General features: G+C 72.3%; 12 protein-coding genes. 3 read left to right on the top strand and 9 right to left on the bottom strand.

The window, feature by feature from the left end; translation table 11 throughout:
* Nucleotides 1-89: 89 nt before the first annotated feature.
* Complete coding sequence (locus ETD86_RS43930; protein ID WP_138672564.1) at nucleotides 90-1,076, bottom strand: helix-turn-helix transcriptional regulator; 987 nt, start codon at nucleotides 1,074-1,076, stop codon at nucleotides 90-92.
* A gap of 172 nt (nucleotides 1,077-1,248) precedes the next feature.
* Here ETD86_RS43930 and ETD86_RS43925 point away from each other — a divergent pair, with 172 nt between their 5' ends.
* Both ETD86_RS43925 and ETD86_RS43920 read left to right on the top strand, forming a co-directional pair.
* Nucleotides 1,249-4,635: a S8 family serine peptidase gene (locus tag ETD86_RS43925; protein ID WP_170223586.1), complete on the top strand. Its 3,387-nt coding sequence runs from the start codon at nucleotides 1,249-1,251 to the stop codon at nucleotides 4,633-4,635.
* Nucleotides 4,636-4,748: 113 nt separating this feature from the next.
* Entirely contained in the window at nucleotides 4,749-5,519 is a 771-nt protein-coding gene (locus tag ETD86_RS43920) for a DUF2267 domain-containing protein (protein ID WP_170223585.1), read from the top strand.
* 22 nt (nucleotides 5,520-5,541) lie between these two features.
* Here the strand turns inward: ETD86_RS43920 and ETD86_RS43915 are convergent, their stop codons facing one another.
* The 6 genes from ETD86_RS43915 to ETD86_RS43890 form a co-directional block, all read right to left on the bottom strand.
* Nucleotides 5,542-6,057, bottom strand: coding sequence for an XdhC family protein (locus ETD86_RS43915; protein ID WP_138672561.1), 516 nt, complete (start codon nucleotides 6,055-6,057; stop codon nucleotides 5,542-5,544).
* A gap of 117 nt (nucleotides 6,058-6,174) precedes the next feature.
* A complete protein-coding gene (locus ETD86_RS43910; RefSeq protein ID WP_138672560.1) occupies nucleotides 6,175-6,483 on the bottom strand; it encodes a hypothetical protein in 309 nt (102 codons plus the stop codon).
* A gap of 59 nt (nucleotides 6,484-6,542) precedes the next feature.
* Nucleotides 6,543-7,553, bottom strand: a complete 1,011-nt coding sequence (locus ETD86_RS43905; RefSeq protein WP_211370689.1) for a LacI family DNA-binding transcriptional regulator — start codon at nucleotides 7,551-7,553, stop codon at nucleotides 6,543-6,545.
* 31 nt (nucleotides 7,554-7,584) lie between these two features.
* On the bottom strand, nucleotides 7,585-8,397 hold the full coding sequence (locus ETD86_RS43900; RefSeq protein ID WP_138672558.1) for an ATP-binding cassette domain-containing protein: 813 nt from the start codon (nucleotides 8,395-8,397) through the stop codon (nucleotides 7,585-7,587).
* Complete coding sequence (locus ETD86_RS43895; protein ID WP_211370688.1) at nucleotides 8,394-9,356, bottom strand: ABC transporter permease; 963 nt, start codon at nucleotides 9,354-9,356, stop codon at nucleotides 8,394-8,396. The genes ETD86_RS43900 and ETD86_RS43895 overlap by 4 nt, the downstream gene beginning before the upstream one ends.
* Nucleotides 9,357-9,366: 10 nt before the next feature.
* Nucleotides 9,367-10,353 (bottom strand): sugar ABC transporter substrate-binding protein, encoded by a 987-nt coding sequence (locus ETD86_RS43890; RefSeq protein WP_138672556.1) that lies wholly within the window; start codon nucleotides 10,351-10,353, stop codon nucleotides 9,367-9,369.
* Nucleotides 10,354-10,501: 148 nt separating this feature from the next.
* Here ETD86_RS43890 and ETD86_RS43885 point away from each other — a divergent pair, with 148 nt between their 5' ends.
* Entirely contained in the window at nucleotides 10,502-11,458 is a 957-nt protein-coding gene (locus tag ETD86_RS43885; RefSeq protein ID WP_138672555.1) for a carbohydrate kinase family protein, read from the top strand.
* A 75-nt stretch (nucleotides 11,459-11,533) separates the two neighbouring features.
* Here the strand turns inward: ETD86_RS43885 and ETD86_RS43880 are convergent, their stop codons facing one another.
* The gene (locus tag ETD86_RS43880; RefSeq protein ID WP_138672554.1) at nucleotides 11,534-15,661 is read right to left on the bottom strand and encodes a TIGR02680 family protein; all 4,128 of its coding nucleotides are present in this window, start codon (nucleotides 15,659-15,661) and stop codon (nucleotides 11,534-11,536) included.
* Nucleotides 15,658-16,604: TIGR02678 family protein (locus ETD86_RS43875; protein WP_138672553.1), on the bottom strand; the 947-nt coding region annotated here is incomplete at its 5' end. The genes ETD86_RS43875 and ETD86_RS43880, both read right to left, overlap by 4 nt.

Genomic DNA, 16,604 nt, shown 5'->3' with positions numbered 1-16,604 from the left:
CGCCACCACACCCCCGTGACGCCGCCCGCCCGTGACGCCGCCCGCCCGGGTCGCCTGCCGGCGGTGTGACGCCGTCCCCTCGGTTCGGCTCAGATCCAGCCGCGGCGCGTAGCCTCCATGGCGATCTGGAAGCGGGTCCGCGCCCCGAGCCGGCGCATCAGCTTGGTGATGTGCCGCTGCACCGTACGCTCGCTCCACCCCAGCGCCCGCCCTGCGGCCTTGTCGGTCGCGCCCGACGCCAGCAGCGTGAGCAGCCGCTCCTCGTCCCGCGACAGCTCCCCGCCGTCCGGTGACGTCTCCACCCCCGACCCGGTGAGCCGGACCGGCACGCTGCGCTCCCACACCGCCTCGAAGAGCGCGCACAGCGCGTCCAGCAGCGGCGACGCATGGATCAGGTACGACGCCGCGACCACGCTGTCCCCGGCCCGCAGCAACGGGATGATCGCCAGCCGGTCGTCGGAGATGGCCAGCTTCATCGGCAGGTCCGCGGCGATCCTGGCCTGCTCGCCGTGCCGCATCCCGGCCGTGACGTCCTCCAGCCAGCCGGGCAGCTCCAGCACGCTGGTGTCGTAGACCACGCGGTACTTCACGCCCCGTTTGAGCAGTTGAAGCTCGACCGGGTTGGACTCGGTGTGCTCCTGCGGGTCGGCGTACGGCGGCCGGTCGAACCCGCGCATCTGGAACCGCGTGTCCTGCTGCAGTTGCACCCACCGGTGGTTGACCTCGTCACGCCCCGAGACCACCTCGATCAGCTCGCCGGGATGGGCGAACCGGGTGCTGGCGCGGTAGACGTCCATGAGCGCCCTGATGTGCGTGCGCACGCCGTCCAGCTGACGTTCGCGCTCGCGCAGGATGGCCTCCAGGCTGCTGTCGGGCGAGACGGCGACGTAGCGCACGGGCCGCCCGGTCGAACGGGTGGCCAGTCCCAGCTCGACCAGCGACTGCAGGATGCGCCTGGCGGCCGACGCCGGGAGATGGCAGTCGTGGACGATCTCCGTCACCGTGGCCTGGGTACGGCGGACGAGCGCGTCGTACACCTCCTCGTCCTGGGGCCCGAGGCCGATCGCCTCCAGCACGACCCGCCCTCCTTCGTGTCGGGTTTACGTCATGTGACAGAAAGTCGTCACCAACTGATCTTGTCAGGAAATAGCCGGAAATGTCAGCGTTCATGAGCAGCAGTTTCCTGCGGCACCTGAACGAAGGAGCGTCATGCCGCCATCCCCCCGCCGTTCCCCTAGGCGACGCCTGATGCTCTCGGCCCTCTTATCGGCCGTCCTGCTGAGCACGCTGGCGACGCCCCAAACCCCGGCGGCCGCGAGCTCGGCTCCGGAGCCAGGCCCCAAGATCGACCCCAAGCTGACCGCACAGCTGCGGAGCGGCCGCGTCGAGGCCGCCGTCGTCCTGCGCACCCCACCCCCCACGCTCGAGGCCACGCAGAGCCGCGCCGCGGCGCGGGCCGAGCTGGCCGCGAGCGCCGAGGCCATCCAGGACCCCGTCGTCCACCTTGTCGAATCGCGCGGCGACCAGGTGCTCAACACGTTCTGGCTGAAGAACATGGTCCTGGTGCGCGCCACACCCGACACCCTGGAGGCGCTGGCGGCACTCGACCTGGTCGACCGCATCATCCCGAACTTCACCCTCACCGCCCCAGAGCCGGAAAAGAGCCCGCAAGAGAGCCCAGAAAGGAGCGCGGAGAAGAGCGCCGCCCCCGGGGCGCAGGCCACGACGTGGGGCATCGCGAAGATCGGCGCCGACCGGGTGCGGACGGAGCGCGGCGTCACCGGCAAGGGCGTACGCGTCGCGGTGCTGGACACCGGCGTGGACATCGCCCACCCCGACCTGAAGGGCAGGCTCGCCAGCGCCGACGCGACGGATCCGAAGCACCCGGGCGGCTGGATCGAGTTCGGCCCGGACGGCAAGCCGGTGGCGACCGAGCCGCACGACAGCAGCTACCACGGCACACATGTGGCGGGCACGATCGCGGGCGGGAACGCGTCCGGCGAGCAGATCGGCGTGGCGCCCGGCGCCGAGCTGATGGCCGGGCTGGTCATCCCCGGCGGACGGGGCACGCTCGCCCAGGTGATCGCCGGCATGCAGTGGGCGCTGGCCCCGTACGCGGCTGACGGCACCCCGGCGGGCCGGCCCGCCGATGTGATCAACATGTCGCTGGGCGCGGAGGGGTACGCCGATGAGCTGATCGAGCCGACCAGGAACATCTACCTCGCCGGCGCATTCCCCGCCTTCGCCATCGGCAACGACTGCGCGCCAGGTCAGTCCGGCAGCCCGGGCAACGTGTACGAGGCCGTGTCCGTGGGCGCGACCGACGTCAACGACGAGGTGCCGGAGTTCTCCTGCGGCGGCGTGGTCAAGCGGGGGGATTGGTTCGCGGCGCCCGCCGAATGGCCGGACTCGTACGTCGTGCCGGATGTGTCGGCACCGGGCGTGGAGGTGCTGTCGGCCCTGCCCGGCGGCGAGTACGGCACGATGGACGGCACCTCGATGGCCACCCCCCACGTGGCGGGCACGGTCGCGCTGATGCGCGAGGCCCGCCCCGACCTGGGCGTGGACGCGGCGCTGGAGATCCTGTCGGGCACGTCGGTCGCCGACGACCGCTACGGCCCGCGCCCGAACCAGCGCGTCGGCCACGGCCGGATCGACGCCTATGCCGCCGTCGCCGAGGCGGCGCTCAAGAGCGGCGTGCGGGGCACGGTCATCGACGAGCGCACCCGCCGCCCGCTGGCCGGCGTGACGGTCGCCAGGGCGGACGGCCGCGCCGTCCAGACCGGCGCGGACGGCCGCTTCGAGCTGCGGCTGCCCGCCGGCACGCACGAGCTCACGCTGTCGAGGTTCGGCTACCAGGAGCAACACGCCACCGTGCCCGTAGTCGCCGACCGCCTCTCCGACATGAGCCCGGCCATGGAACGCACGCGGTGGGGCACGATCGCGGGACGGGTGGTGTACGGCCCGACCGGGGCGAGCGTACCCGGCGCCACGGTGACGGTGCTCGACGTGCCGGACCGGCTGGCCGCGACGACGGACAGGGACGGCCGGTACGTGATCGAGAACGTCCCCTACGGCGACTACCGGATCGCCGCGCAGGCCCCCGGCGTGTCCAGGTCGGAGCCCGTACCGACCTCCGTGGGCAGCAAGACCGCCGACCTGACGCTGCCGCGGCGGCCCGCCACCGAGCGGGTGTCGCTGGGCTCGGACGGGCGGCAGCCCAACAGCGACGCGTGGTGGCCGGAGCTGAGCGGCGACGGCAGCGTGGTGGTCTTCGCCAGCCCGGCCTCCAACCTGGGAGACGGCGACACCAACGGCGAGCTGGACATCTTCGCCACCGACCTGCGTACCCGGACGACCGAACGGATCTCGGTGCCGTCCGGCGGCGGCCTGTCCGACGGCTTCTCGCTCTCGCCGACGATCAGCGGGAACGGCCGCTTCGCCGGCTTCAACAGCGGTGCGACGAACCTCGTGGCCGGTGACACGAACGGGCAGACCGACGCGTTCGTCCACGACCGGCAGACCGGTACGACGGAGCGGGTCTCGGTGTCGTCCGAGGGCGCCCAGGGAGACGGGCTGTCCGGCTCGCCGCGCCTGAGCGCTGACGGCCGCTTCGCGGTGTTCATCAGCGACGCGGCCAACCTGGTGCCCGGCGACACGAACGACCGCACCGACGTGTTCGTCCGCGACCGCCAGGCGGGCAGCACCGAGCGGATCTCCGTCGCGGTGGACGGCGCCCAGCTCGACGGGAACTCGCGCGAGGCCACGATCAGCGCGGACGGCCGGTACGTCGCCTTCCAGAGCGACGTCTCCACGGTGGTGCCCGGGGACTCCAACGGCGAGATCGACGTCTTCGTCCGCGACCGGCAGACCGGCACGGTGGAGCGCGTCACGGGCCCGCACCCGGACACGGCCACCACCGGGCCGGTGATCAGCGCCGGCGGCCGGCACGTGGCCTTCAGCAACGGCGTGGGCCTCGGCCAGCTGTACGTGCACGACCTGGCCGCGCGCACGTCCGAGCTGGTGTCGGTGGCCGCTGACGGCAGTGAGGCCGACGGCATATCCTTCGCCCCCAGCCTCAGCGCCGACGGCCGGACGGTCGCCTTCTACAGCGACTCGGCCAAGCTGGCCGCCGGCGACACGAACCGCTTCAACGACGTGTTCGTCCGCAATCTCGCGACCGGCGTCACCGAACGCGTCTCGGCCGCACCGAAGGGAGCCGACGGTGACGGCTGGTCCGACCTGCCGTCGATCAGCGACGACGGCAGGTACGTGGTGTACGAGAGCACCTCGGTCAACCTCGTCGAAGGCGACACCAACCGGCGCAGCGACGTGTTCCTGCACGACCGGGTCGCCGGCCCCGAGGCGCTCTTCGCGGTGAGCGATCTGGACGTGACGCCGGAGGTCTCCCGCGCCGGCCGGGTGCGGGTCAAGGCGTGGGTGAAGAACGTGGGCGAGCAGGACGGCGAGTACGCGGCCGTGCTGCGCGTGAACGGCGAGGTGGACCAGCGGCGCGGCCTACCCGTTCCGGCCGGCCGCGGCACGTGGGTCACGTTCGAGGTGCGGCGCGCCGAGCCCGGCACGTACACCATCGATCTGGGGCCGCTCACCGGGCACTTCACGGTCGAGCGGTAACCCGCGGAACCGGCGCGCGCCCCTGCGGGAGGCCGGGGCGCGCGCACGCGCGGGTGATGATGTCCATTCCGGGTAGCCGATCAGAAGTAACGGTGCCGCTACGGGGAGTGGACATGGATGACGAGCAGTTCATCAAGATCGTGGAACAGCGGATCGGACAGGGTGGCGCCCAGGCCGCCGGCCGCGCCGTGGAAGCCACGCTCCGCACCCTCTCCGAGCGGCTGTCGAAGGGCCAGAGCCGTGATCTGATGGGCGAGGTCTCACCGGAGATGATGCGGCTGCTCCACACCGAGAGCGACCCCGAGCCCTTCGACGCCGCCGAGTTCCTGCGCCGCGTGGCCGAACGCGAGGGCGTGGACCACGAAACGGCCGACCGGCACGCTCGCGCCGTCTTCTGGGCGCTCGGCCAGACAGTGAGCCCCGACGCGATCGCCGACATGACGGCCGACCTCCCGCACGACTTCGCGCCCCTGGTCGCCGAGGCCCAGCGACGGCGCGTCGACATCGTCCCCGCCGGGCGATTCCTGGACGCGGTGGCCGAACGCGCCGGCCTCCACCGTGCCGGCGCGCACCGCGCCACCGAGGCGGCATTGGAAACGCTGGCCGAGCGCATCACCCCTGGCGAGGTCGAGGACTTGATCAACCGGCTGCCCGTCCAGCTGCACGCGCCGCTGAAGCGCGGCGTGAGCGCGAAGGCGACCCGCATGCCGGTGGAGGAGTTCGTACTCCGGATCGCCGAGCGCGAGAACGTCTCACCGGAGGTGGCCCGCGAACACGCTCGGGCCGTCTTCATGACGTTGCGCGAGTCGATCCCCAGCGAGGAGTTCTTCGATGTGACGGCCCAGCTGCCCAGCGACTACGCCGCATTTCTCCCGCATTCCTGACGGCCGCGCATCGTACGCCCCCTCAGAAGGCGAAGCCGCCCGGGCGGCCGTTGCGGTCGGCGATCAGGCCGGCCAGGGTGGCGAGGGCGATCTCGGGAGGAGTACGTGAGCCGATGTTGAGCCCGATGGGCCGGTGCACGCGGGCGATCTCCTCCGGCGGCACACCGAGGTCGGCCAGCGCCTGCACGTGCGGCCCGGTATGGCGGGGACTGCCCATGATGCCGATCCACCGGGCGGGCGACTTGAGCAGGTCGCGGAGAAGGGGGCCGATCTCCTCGCGGTGATGGTCGGTGAGCACCACATCGGCCGTGGCGTCGACGTAGTCGCCGATCTCGGGCACCGCCGCGAACCCGCCGGGGCGACGCCCAGGATCGGGCTCGAGAAGGATCGTGCGGAAACCGAGCTCGGCGCCGAACCTCAGCAGGCAGTCGGCGACCGGGGAGGCGAAGACGGCGACCAGCGTCCGCCCGGCCTCCTCCGCGGGAGCCTCGCTGTGGGCCACCTCACACGCCGGGTCCTCGTCATGGGTGTGGGTCATACCCGCAGTCTGACACGGAGCGACGCACATGAACGGCACACGACGACGCCGCCTTCGCCGCGCACGTCGACCTGGGTTCGCTCGGCTCCAGGCCCTCGTCGTCGCGTGGTTCCTCCGTCACGCGCTCGCGAACACCTCGTAGTGCTCCACCGTGGTCTCCTTGTCCACGAGGAACTCGTCGTCGGAGGCGTAGAACACGGCCTGCGCGGGGTCGTCTCCCGCGAACGCCCTGATCGCCTCCCACGACTCCCAGAGCGAGATCAGGAAGAACTCGGTCCTGTCCCCCTCGACCTCCCGCCTCGTGAAGTAGGCGCCCCGGTTCCCCGGTGTGCCGGTATAACCCTGGAATCCGGTCCGCAGCAGGTACTCCTCGTAGGCGGTGGCCTGGGACGAGCGGGTCCATCCCCGCCATGTACGCACGATCACACCTCCCATGGTCGGCCAAGGACAGCCCGCGGCGCACCCCCTCCGGCCTGACGGGGCCGCTACCGGGATGCGGGGACTTCGCCGGAGCCGCGGATGAGGAGGCGGGTGGAGACCAGGGCGCGCTGGGCCTTCGACTTGTCGCCGTCCAACCTGGCCAGCACGAGCTCCGCCGCCGCCACCCCCATCCCCTCCGGATCCTGGGCCACGACCGTCAACGGCGGGTCCAGGCATTCGGCCAGGGGAAGATCGTCGAAGCCGACCAGGGCCACGTCTCTTCGGCCCGCTCGGGACAGGGCCAGCACCGCGCCCATCGAAGCCAGGTTGTTGGCGGCGAACAGGGCGGTCGGGGGGACGGGGAGGGCGAGGAGACGCACGGCGGCGGCCTGGGCGGCCTCCTGGTCGTGCCCGGTTTCCACTAAGGATCGGTCGAAGGGCACGCCGGCGTCGTCGAGGGCGTCGCGGTAGCCCTGGAAACGTTCGCGGCGGGTGTAGAGGGTGGCCGGGAGGTCGCCGATGAAGCCGATCCGGCGGTGGCCGTGGGCGATCAGGTGGGCGACCCCGGCCCTGGCGCCCTCCCTGTTGGCGCTGACCACACAGTCCGCGGTCAGGCCGACGGCGGGGCGGTCCAGGAAGACGATGGGCAGGCCGGCCACCCGTTCGGTACGCAGGTGACGGTGGTCGCTGGTGGCCGAGGGCACCACCATGAGAGCGCTCACCCGGCGGGCCAGGAAGGTCGCGATCAGCGACTGCTCCAGGTCGGCCGACTCGCTGGAGGAGCCGACGATCAGGGTGAGGCCGCGGGCGCGTACGACACTCTCGACGCCGCCCGCGACCATGCCGAAGAACGGGTTGCCCATCTCGGGGATGACCAGGCCGATCGCGGCGTCGCGCGCGCCGACCCGCATGTTGCGGGCCATCAGGTTGGGCTGGTAGCCCAGCTTCCTGACGGCCTCCATGACGCGTTCGCGGGTCTCGACGGCGACCGGGCCGTCGTCGTTGAGCACCCGCGAGACCGTCTTCGCCGTGACCCCGACCTCGCGGGCCACGTCTGTCATCGTCGGACGCCGCATTTGAGCCATGCTAGTGGCCGCCGATCATCCGTCAGGACAGGCCGATCGCCTCTGCCGCGCCCTTGTCCGCCACCACCGCCTTGCCCTCCGTCACCTGGAGCGCCCCGGTCATGATGGCCACCACCTCGGCCATGTTGTGGTCGCCCGGCTTGATCTGGGCGACCCTGCGGCCGAGGCGCTGGACGTGGATGCGGTCGGCGATCTCGAACACGTGCGGCATGTTGTGGCTGATCAGCACGACCGGCGTGCCGCCGTCGCGGACCCGCCTGATCATGTCGAGCACCTGGCCGGACTCCTTCACACCGAGAGCCGCGGTGGGCTCGTCCATGACGACGACGTGGGTGGCCCACGCCACCGCCCTGGCCACGGCCACGCCCTGCCGCTGCCCGCCGGACAGCGACTCGACCGGCTGGGTGAGCGAACGCAACCCGATCTTGAGGCTGGCCATGTGCTTGGCCGACTCCTCGCGCATGTGCTTCTTGTCCAGCATGCGGAAGACCCTGCCGAGGATGCCGGGCTTGCGCACTTCGCGGCCGAGGAACATGTTCGTGGCGATGTCGAGCGACGCCGCCACCGCGAGGTCCTGGTAGACGGTCTCGATGCCGTGCCGGCGGGCGTCGATCGGCGATCGGAAGCGCACCGGCTTGCCGTCGAGCATGATCTCGCCGGAGTCGGGCTCCAGCGCGCCGGTCAGGGCCTTGATCAGGCTGGTCTTGCCGGCGCCGTTGTCGCCGATGACGGCGAGCACCTCGCCGGGCATCAGGTCGAAGTCGGCGCCGTCGAGCGCGGTCACGTGGCCGTACCGCTTGACCAGGCCGCGGGCCTGGAGCACCGGGGTGGTCATCGGTTCCTCCTGCGGGAGAGCTGGTCGACGGCGACGGCGAGGATCACGAGGACGCCGGTGATGAGCGTCTGGTAAATCGACGGTACGCCCATCAGCTGCAGGCCGTTGCGGAACACCCCCACGATGAGGGCGCCCACGAGCGTGCCGATCACCAGGCCGCGCCCGCCGAACAGGCTCGTCCCGCCGAGCACGACCGCGGTGATGCTGTCGAGGTTGTCCGTCTGGCCGGCCTGCGGGTCGCCGACCCCGGTACGGGAGACGAGCAGCAGGGCCGCGATGCCGTACACGAGACCGGCGAGGGTGTAGACGCCCACGGTCAGCCGCCCCGTCCTGATGCCGGTCAGGCGGGCCACCTCGGGGCTGTTGCCGAGCGCGTACACGTGCCGGCCCCACGCAGTGGATCCCAGCAGGTACGCGAACAGCAGGAACAGCAGGATCGTCAGCAGCGACCCGTACGTGACGTTCGTCTGCCCGATCTGGAACGTCTGCCCCAGGAACGTCAGCAGCGGCGGCAGGTCCGTGATCGTCTGCTCGTTCGAGTAGATGTGGGTGAGGGCGAAGACCACGTTCAGCATGCCCAGCGTGACGATGAACGGCGGCAGCGAGATCTTCATCACCAGCAACCCGTTGACCAGCCCGAACCCGGCGCACACGGCGAGCCCGGCGGCCACCGCGAGCAGCGGCGGCAGGCCGCTGTCCACGGCCAGCTTGGTCATCACGATCCCGCCGAACGCCATGATCGCGCCGCAGGCCAGGTCGATGCCCGCGGTGAGGATGATCAGGGTCTGCCCGATGGCGAGCGTGCCGACCACCATGACCTGCTGGATGATCAGCGAGAAGTTGGGGCCGGTGAGGAACTGGGGACTGTTCAGCGCGAAGAACAGGCAGGCCAGCACCAGCGCGATCGCGGGGCCCGCGACCGGCGTCGTGATCAGGCGGCGCGGCAGCGTCGCTTCCATGACGGCCATGTCAGCCCCAGCAGTTGGCCAGGCCGAAGGCCGTGTCCTTGGCCTCGACGCCGGAGACGGACTTGTCGGTGACCAGGGTGACGCCGGTGTCGGTGTAACCGGAGGCCTTCTTGCCGCTCTTGGCGAACTCGGACACCGCCTTGACGCCGTCCTCGGCCATCTTGAGCGGGTACTGCTGGCTGGTGGCGGCGATCTGGCCCGACTGCACGGCCTTGACGCCGGCGCAGCCGCCGTCCACGGAGACGATCAGCACGTCCTTCTCGCGACCCTTGGCCTTCAACGCGGTGTACGCGCCCATCGCGGCGGGCTCGTTGATGGTGTAGACGAGGTTGATGTCAGGAGCCTTCTGCAGGCAGTTCTCCATCGCGGTCTGGCCCTTGGACTGGTCGCCCTGGGTGTCCTGGGAGCAGACGACGGACGGGTCGCCCGCCGGGACGCCGAACCCCTTCAGGAAGCCGTCGTGCCTGAGCTGGCCGACCGTGATGCCGGGGGCCAGGTCCAGCGTGGCGATCTTGGCCGGCTTGCCGGCCATGGCGGCCTTGGCGTACTGGCCGATCAGCTCGCCCGCCTTGAAGTTGTCGGTGGCGAACAGCGCGTCCGTGGCGTCCTGCGGCTCGGTGGGCGTGTCGAGCGCGATCACCAGGACGCCGGCGTCGCGGGCCTTCTTGATCGCCGGGACGATGGCCTTGGTGTCATTCGCCGTGATGAGAATGCCCTTCACCCCGGCGGCGACCATGTTCTCGATCGCGGTGATCTGAGAGGCGTTGTCACCGTCGAACTTGCCCGCGGCGGTCATCAGCTCCAGGCCGTTGGCCTGGGCGGACTTCTGCGCGCCCTCTTTCATCTTGACGAAGAACGGGTTCGTCTCGGTCTTGGTGATCAGGCCGACCTTGGGTGTGGTGGTCGCGGTCTGGGTGCCGCCGCCCCCTCCGCAGCCGGTGACGAGCAGGGCGGTGATCAGCAGGCCTGCCGGAATTCTTACGTTCATGAGCGGTTCCTATCTGGGGGGATTCAATGTCAACGATGACATATGTCAACGTTGACATCCGCCGTGCTGCGATGATGGACTCCGATCCGAGAAACGTCAATGCCCTCGTGCCGTAACAAATCGGCAACGGGTTGGAAAGGCAGGCCCGATGATCGCTGTCTTGGGCGAATGCGTCGCCGACGGCTTCACCGACCGGCGTCCCGCGGACGCCGCGGGAGGGCTGTCGTTGCGGGTGCTTCCCGGCGGCGGGCCCGCCAACACGGCGGTGGCGCTGGCCCGGCTCGGCACGCCCACCCGGTTTCTCGGCCGGATTTCGGGCGATGTGTTCGGCGGGCTGTTCCGCGAGCATCTGGCCGTCTCGGGCGTGGACCTGTCGGCGTGCGTCGAGGCCGGGGAGCCGAGCACGCTGGCGGTCGCCGCCCTCGACCGGCACGGCCAGGCCGAGTACACCTTCTACGCCGAGGGCACCGCCGACTGGCAGTGGACGCCGTACGAGCTGGGCGTGCCCGGCGAGGGCGGCGACCGCCTCGGCGCCGCCGGCTGCCTGCACACGGGCTCGCTCGCGCTGGTCAGGCAGCCGGGCGGGGCGGCGATCGAGGAGTTCGCGCGGGCGGCGGCCGAGCACGCCACGATCTCGATCGACCCGAACGTGCGGCCCAGCCTCGCCTCCAGGGACGACTACCAGGTCGAGCGGTGGTGCGAGTGGACCGACATCCTCAAGCTCAGCGGCGACGACCTCGGGTTCCTGCTGCCGGGCGTGCCGATGGGCCGTGCTTGCGACACCTGGCACGCCGCGGGCGCCCGCCTGGTCGTCATCACCCGTGGGGCGGCGGGTGCGCTCGTCTCGCTGGACGGCGAGCGCGCCGACGTGCCGGCGCCGAAGGTCGAGGTCGTGGACACGGTGGGCGCGGGTGACTCGTTCACTGCCGGGCTGCTGCACCATCTCGGCGCGAAGGGGCTGCTGGGTGGGCGGCTCGACGCCCTCGATCTGGCCACGGCCGTGGAGGCGGCGGCGTTCGCGGCGCGGGTGTCGGCACTGACGTGCTCGGTGGCGGGGGCCAACCCGCCCTGGGCCGATCAGCTCGCCGAGCCGGCGGAGCGCTGAGAGGTACGACGGTGCCGGTGTGGCGGGGCGGGGGCTTGCCGTCGCAGGTCAGCTCGGCCTAGGAGGCGAGGGCGGTCATTCGGTGGCCACCGTTCGGTAGCCGTTCCAGACGAACCGGGCCGTCGTCACCGCGTCGTCCCCGTCCCCCGTGATGAGCTGGTGGATCGCGATCCCGTCCAGCTCACGGTATTCGCACCACTCGTGGTCGGACGTGAGCACGAGATCCAGCCCCAGATCCACCAGCAGATCGAACACCTGCCCCCGATTCGTCCGGTCCACCCCCACGAACACCTCATCCAGCAGGATGAACCGCGGACACCCGGGGTCGGTCCGATAGTGCGCGGCCACGGCCGCGAACAACGGCAGGTGCAACGCGATCGCCTTCTCCCCGCCCGACAGCGCCCCGTGCAACTTCCTGGTGAGATCCTGCCATCCCTGCCCGTCCCCCCGATCGAGCTTGACCACGAACCGGTGCCAGGCCGTGTAGTCGAGCACCTTCATCAGCTGGTCCTCCCAGCTCGCCGAGGAGTTGTCGGCCCGCGCCTCCTCCACCCGGTCCCTGAAGAAGACGTACAGGGCCTCCCTGTCGGCCTCGTTCAACCCGGCCGGATCGCGCAGCAGCAGGTCGCGGGCGGCCCGCGTGCCGGCCGACTGGGCGGGGTCGACCTGCCAGACCAGCCGCACCGCCACCCGGGAGGCGGTGCGGACCCGTTCGAGGCGTTGGTTCATGCCCTCGACCAGCGCCGTCGCCTGCCTGATCCGGTCGGCGAGATGCCGCCGCGTGTCACCGGCCAGCGTGCGGTCGAACAGGTCCCGCTCCGCCTCCGTGATGTCCGACCGCCGCTCGTCGCGCTCCTTGCGCAGCGCCGTGCTCAGCGCCGCCGCGCCCGCGCGGACGCCGCCGACGGTGGCGCTCAGCACCTGCACGTCGTCGTCCGGCGCCAGCTCCAGGTCGGCCCGGTTCGCGAGGATCTCCCTGGCGTGGTGGAAGGCGTCCTGCAGCCGGGCCTCGGCCTCCTTGACGTTCTTGTTCTCGTACGGCACCGCCGCCAGCCGCTCGGCCACGGCCCTGGCCGCCTCCAGCACCGCCCGGACCCCGGAGTCCGGGGCCAGCTCGATGGGCACCCGCGCGTCCGCGGGCAGGTGCCCGGCCGCCAGGCGGCGGAACCGTTCGGACACCGCGTCCCGTGCCCGGCCCGCCTCGGCATGCTTGTCCTCGGCCATTCCCAGCTCGCCCTTGAGCCGGCCGAGCCGGGCGTTGAGCCGGGCCAGGTCGTCGTTGACGGACTTGATGAGACGGCGGCAGGCCTGGTAAGCGGCCTGGGTCTGCTGCAGTTGCTCGAGCACCTGCAGGTGCTCGACGCCGACCGTGGACTCGATGGCGGCCAGCCGCTCGGCCAGGACGACGGCGGCGGCCGCCGCCTCCTCGGCGCGTTCGACGGCCCTGACCGCGAGCGCCTGGTATTCGCCGGCCGTCTCGGCGGCGGCGTCGGCTCGATCGCGGGCGGCGCGGGCGTCACCGCGGCGGTCGTGCCAGACGGCGCCCGTCGTCTCGGCGGTGCGCAGCGCCTCCTCCAGCGTGTCCAGCGCGGGCAGCGCGGTCGGCAGGGCATGTCCCGCCGCCAGCTCGGTGAGCCGCCGCAGCGACCTGCCGGCCTCCTTCTCGCGCTCGTGCAGCCGCCCCTCCTGCGCCCGCAGCTGGTCCTCCAGCAGCGCCACCTTCTTCACCGCGCCGTCCAGCGCCTGGACCGCGTCGGCGTACGGTCTCCTGTCGGGTCGGCGCCGCAGCTCGGCGGCCAGCGTGTCGCGGTCGCCCGCGAGCACGGCGAACAGGTGGTCGCAGTCGGCGATCAGGCCCGCGAGCTCGCTGAGCCGCTCGTCCAGCTCGGCGATGCGGCGCCGCCGCGCGCGTTCGCGGGCGGCGGCGCCGAGGTAGGAAGGCTCGGGCTTGACCCAGCGGCCGGCGGCGGGGCCGAGCCGCCAGGTGCCGTCGGCGCCGATGGCGGCGGGATGGTCGACGCCCAGCGCGGTGGGCGCGAACGCGATCCCGGACAACACCGGGTCAGCCGGGGCCGGGGAGCCGGCCTCGGTGCACAGCACGTCGGCGAGGCTGTAGCCGGGCGCGGGCCGCGACAGCGCGGCCACGGCGAACGCGTCGTGCTCGCCCGCGTCGAACCCGCCGTCGGGCAGCAGCCACAGGTCGAGCAGGCCCGCGGCCTCGAGGGCGGCCTCCACCCCCGCCTGGGCGACGAGGTCGATGCCGGATCTGAAGGCCACCGCCCGCCACAGCGGCACGCCCGGCCGCCCGTCCCTGGCGGCGGGGGTACGGGTGTGCGGGGCGGGCGGCTCCAGCACGCCCTGCCCGTCGAGGCCCTCGCGTTCCCTGGCCAGCTCGGTCCGCTCGGCCACGAGCCCCTCGCGGAACGTCGTCAGCTCCTGCTCCCTTGCCGCCAGCCGCACGGCGGCCGTGGTGCGGGCCGTGCCGACCAGCTCGTCGGCCTGCTCGAACCGGTCCGCCAGGTCGGCCAGCTCGTCCGGGTCGAGCCGGAGCTGGGTGCAGCCGGTCGCCCATTCGGCCAAGGCGGCGGCCAGGTCGCGGGCACGGTCGTCGCGGACGCGTCCGGCCTGCTCGTGGGCCTGCCGGGCGGTGGCGAGGTCCTCCCTGGCCTGGTCGCGGTCGTGTTCGGCGGCGGTGCGGCGGTTGATCGCCTCCTCGTGCCCCAGGGCCGCGGCCCTGACCTCCCTGATCTGGGCGGCGCGGCTCGTCACGGCGGCCCGCAGCAGCTCCCGCGCCCGCCGCACGGCCTCCTCACCGTCACGCCCGCCGCCCGGGTCGCCATGCGGTGCGCCGCCACCGCGCTCCCCGCCCTCCGGATCGCCATGCGGTGCGCCGCCACCTCGCTCCCCGCCCTCGGAGGAGGCGGCGGTGGCGCGCTCGCTCTCCTCGTGAACCCCGAGCAGCCCGGCGCGTTCGGCCGCCTGGCGGGCCTCGCCGCGGGCGCGGTCGGCGAGGGCCGCGGCGGTGCGGGCGGCGGCCTCGGCGTGAGCCGCCGCCTCCTGCTTGGCGGCGGCGGACCGGGCCGCCGTCCCCGCCTGGTCGCGCAGCCCCGCCGCCGTCTCGTGGGTGGTCTGCGCCTCAGTGCGCAGCCGGTGCAGATCGCTGCCGGCCTTGTACGCCTCGCTCTCCTTGAGCCCGTCGAGCTGCGCCGCCAGGGCCAGCTCCTGGGCCTCCTCCTCCCCCAGCCGCGCCGTCGCGGCCAGCAGCTCGTCCTCGGCCCCCTTCAACGCCTCCCGCTTGGCCTTGGCCTCGGCGGCGAGCGTGTCCATGGTGTGACCGGCCGAGGTCACGGCGGCCGCGGCGGTGCGCAGGACACGCTGGGCGTACCCGCGCTGCCGGGCGGCGAGCCTGTCGGCCTCCTCCACGTCCCGGTCGAGCAGGCGCAGCTCCTCACGCTGCCGGTCGAGCCGCTCGAACCCTTCGGCGATCTCGTGGATCTCGCCCTCGCCGAGCGGTGGCAGGGCGCTGGACAGCAGGTCGGACAGCAGGCCGGGGTCGAGGCGTTCGGACAGCTTGGGGGTGCGGAGCTGGCGCAGGGCAGTGAGCAGCGAGTCGTAGCGCTGCTCGTTGAGCCCCCGGTAGAGCGTCTGGCGGACGACGGTGCGGTAGGCGTCGGCGGACTCGTGGACCTTGCCGGCCGTGCCGAGCTCATCGACGAGCTGCGCCCTGGTCAAAGGCTGGCCGCCTTCGCCGCTGAGCCGGATGCCGTCCGGGGTGTCGACGCGGGCCTCTGTCGTGAAATAGCTGGCGGTGACGTTCTTGGTGTGGATGGTGGCCTGGAGGCGGGCGCCGCACGTGAACCAGCGCCCGTCGGAGTGCCGGAACTCCAGCCACACGTACCCGACCCGGGTGGTGCCGGTGGCGCCGTCGCCCATGAGGTTCCAGTGCATGGTCCGCTCGGTGCCGCCGAACGTGGACAGCCTGCTCGGCTTCAGGCTGGCGTCCAGCACGTACGGCAGCAGCAGCTCCAGCACCTTCGACTTGCCGCTGCCGTTGGGCCCGCGCAGCAGCAGCCTGCCCCGGTGGAACTCGAACACCTCGTCGTAGTAGCGCCAGACGTTGAGTATCCCGGCGCGTACGGGCGTCCAGCGGCCCTCTCCCCCATGCGCGGCCGGGCCGCCGGGTGCCAGCTCGGTGACTGTCATGCGTCATCCTCCACGAGGTCCGTACCACGATCGACCCGGTAGCGTGCGGCGGCGGGCAGGGCGGCGACCTGGTCACCCGTACGGCGGGCCAGCCCGAACAGCGTGAGCACCTCCAGCGCGTCGGCGGCCAGCCGCGGCCCGCCGCCGTCCGACTGGTAGGCCTTCGCCCACTGGGGGAAGCGGCGCAGCAGCTCGGCCGCCTCGGCGTCGAGCCGGGCCGCGGTCACGGGGCCGGCGGAGACCAGCAGGTCGAGCAGGAGCAGAGCGGCGACCTTGGCGTGGCTGGAGTCGTCGGGGAACCTGGCGTCCGTGGCGGTGGCGTCGCAGTCGACGAGCAGGAACCCCTCCGCGCGTTCCTCCAGCACGAACCCGGCCTCCTCGGCGGCGCGGCGGATGATCTGGCGGCCGGTGAGCGAGTCCGCGTACGCGGACTGGGCGGGGCTCAGCTCGTCGCGGTAGACGACGGGCTCGTCGAGGAGGCGGCGGATGATCGAGTGCCTGGCCCACAGGTTGCGCTGGGTCTCGGTCGGCTCGTCGGCGCCGTACCGGGTTTCCGCGGTGAGCGCGGCGAGGTCGCCGTCGGCGACCCGGGACGGAGGCACCGGCGCGGCGAGCAGCCTGATCACACGGGTGGTGTCGACCCGGTAGAGCACTTTGGCGTCCTCGTCGCTCAGGTAGGAGTCGGTCGCCCCGTCCATCGCCGTGACGGCGCCGTAGTGCTCGAGCAGCTTGAGCGCGTCCACGAACGCCGCCCGTTCCTCGCCCTTGACCGGGTCGAACGCCGGCACGTCCGGCTCGACCGCGGCCGCCTGCACCACCCGCTGGGCCAGCATTCCGATCGTGGTGACCGGCGAGGTGAGCAGCTCGGCCGCGCACAGGCACAGCAGCGTGTAGCGGCGGCGGTCGAACGGCGCCCGCGTCGTGCGCCGCCGCCGGGCGGGCC

This window comes from Nonomuraea turkmeniaca (assembly GCF_005889735.1).
Taxonomy (GTDB): domain Bacteria; phylum Actinomycetota; class Actinomycetes; order Streptosporangiales; family Streptosporangiaceae; genus Nonomuraea; species Nonomuraea turkmeniaca.
The sequence above is the reverse complement of the archived record's forward strand: the minus strand, read 5'-3'. Positions and strand labels throughout refer to the sequence as shown.

Coding starts and splice junctions, on each gene's coding strand:
- ETD86_RS43900 (WP_138672558.1), bottom strand. CDS start 8,397: ATGACCACCCCGGTGCTCCAGGCCCGCGGCCTGGTCAAGCGGTACGGC.
- ETD86_RS43895 (WP_211370688.1), bottom strand. CDS start 9,356: ATGGAAGCGACGCTGCCGCGCCGCCTGATCACGACGCCGGTCGCGGGC.
- ETD86_RS43920 (WP_170223585.1), top strand. CDS start 4,749: ATGGATGACGAGCAGTTCATCAAGATCGTGGAACAGCGGATCGGACAG.
- ETD86_RS43925 (WP_170223586.1), top strand. CDS start 1,249: ATGCTCTCGGCCCTCTTATCGGCCGTCCTGCTGAGCACGCTGGCGACG.
- ETD86_RS43880 (WP_138672554.1), bottom strand. CDS start 15,661: ATGACAGTCACCGAGCTGGCACCCGGCGGCCCGGCCGCGCATGGGGGA.
- ETD86_RS43905 (WP_211370689.1), bottom strand. CDS start 7,553: ATGCGGCGTCCGACGATGACAGACGTGGCCCGCGAGGTCGGGGTCACG.
- ETD86_RS43885 (WP_138672555.1), top strand. CDS start 10,502: ATGATCGCTGTCTTGGGCGAATGCGTCGCCGACGGCTTCACCGACCGG.
- ETD86_RS43890 (WP_138672556.1), bottom strand. CDS start 10,353: ATGAACGTAAGAATTCCGGCAGGCCTGCTGATCACCGCCCTGCTCGTC.
- ETD86_RS43915 (WP_138672561.1), bottom strand. CDS start 6,057: ATGACCCACACCCATGACGAGGACCCGGCGTGTGAGGTGGCCCACAGC.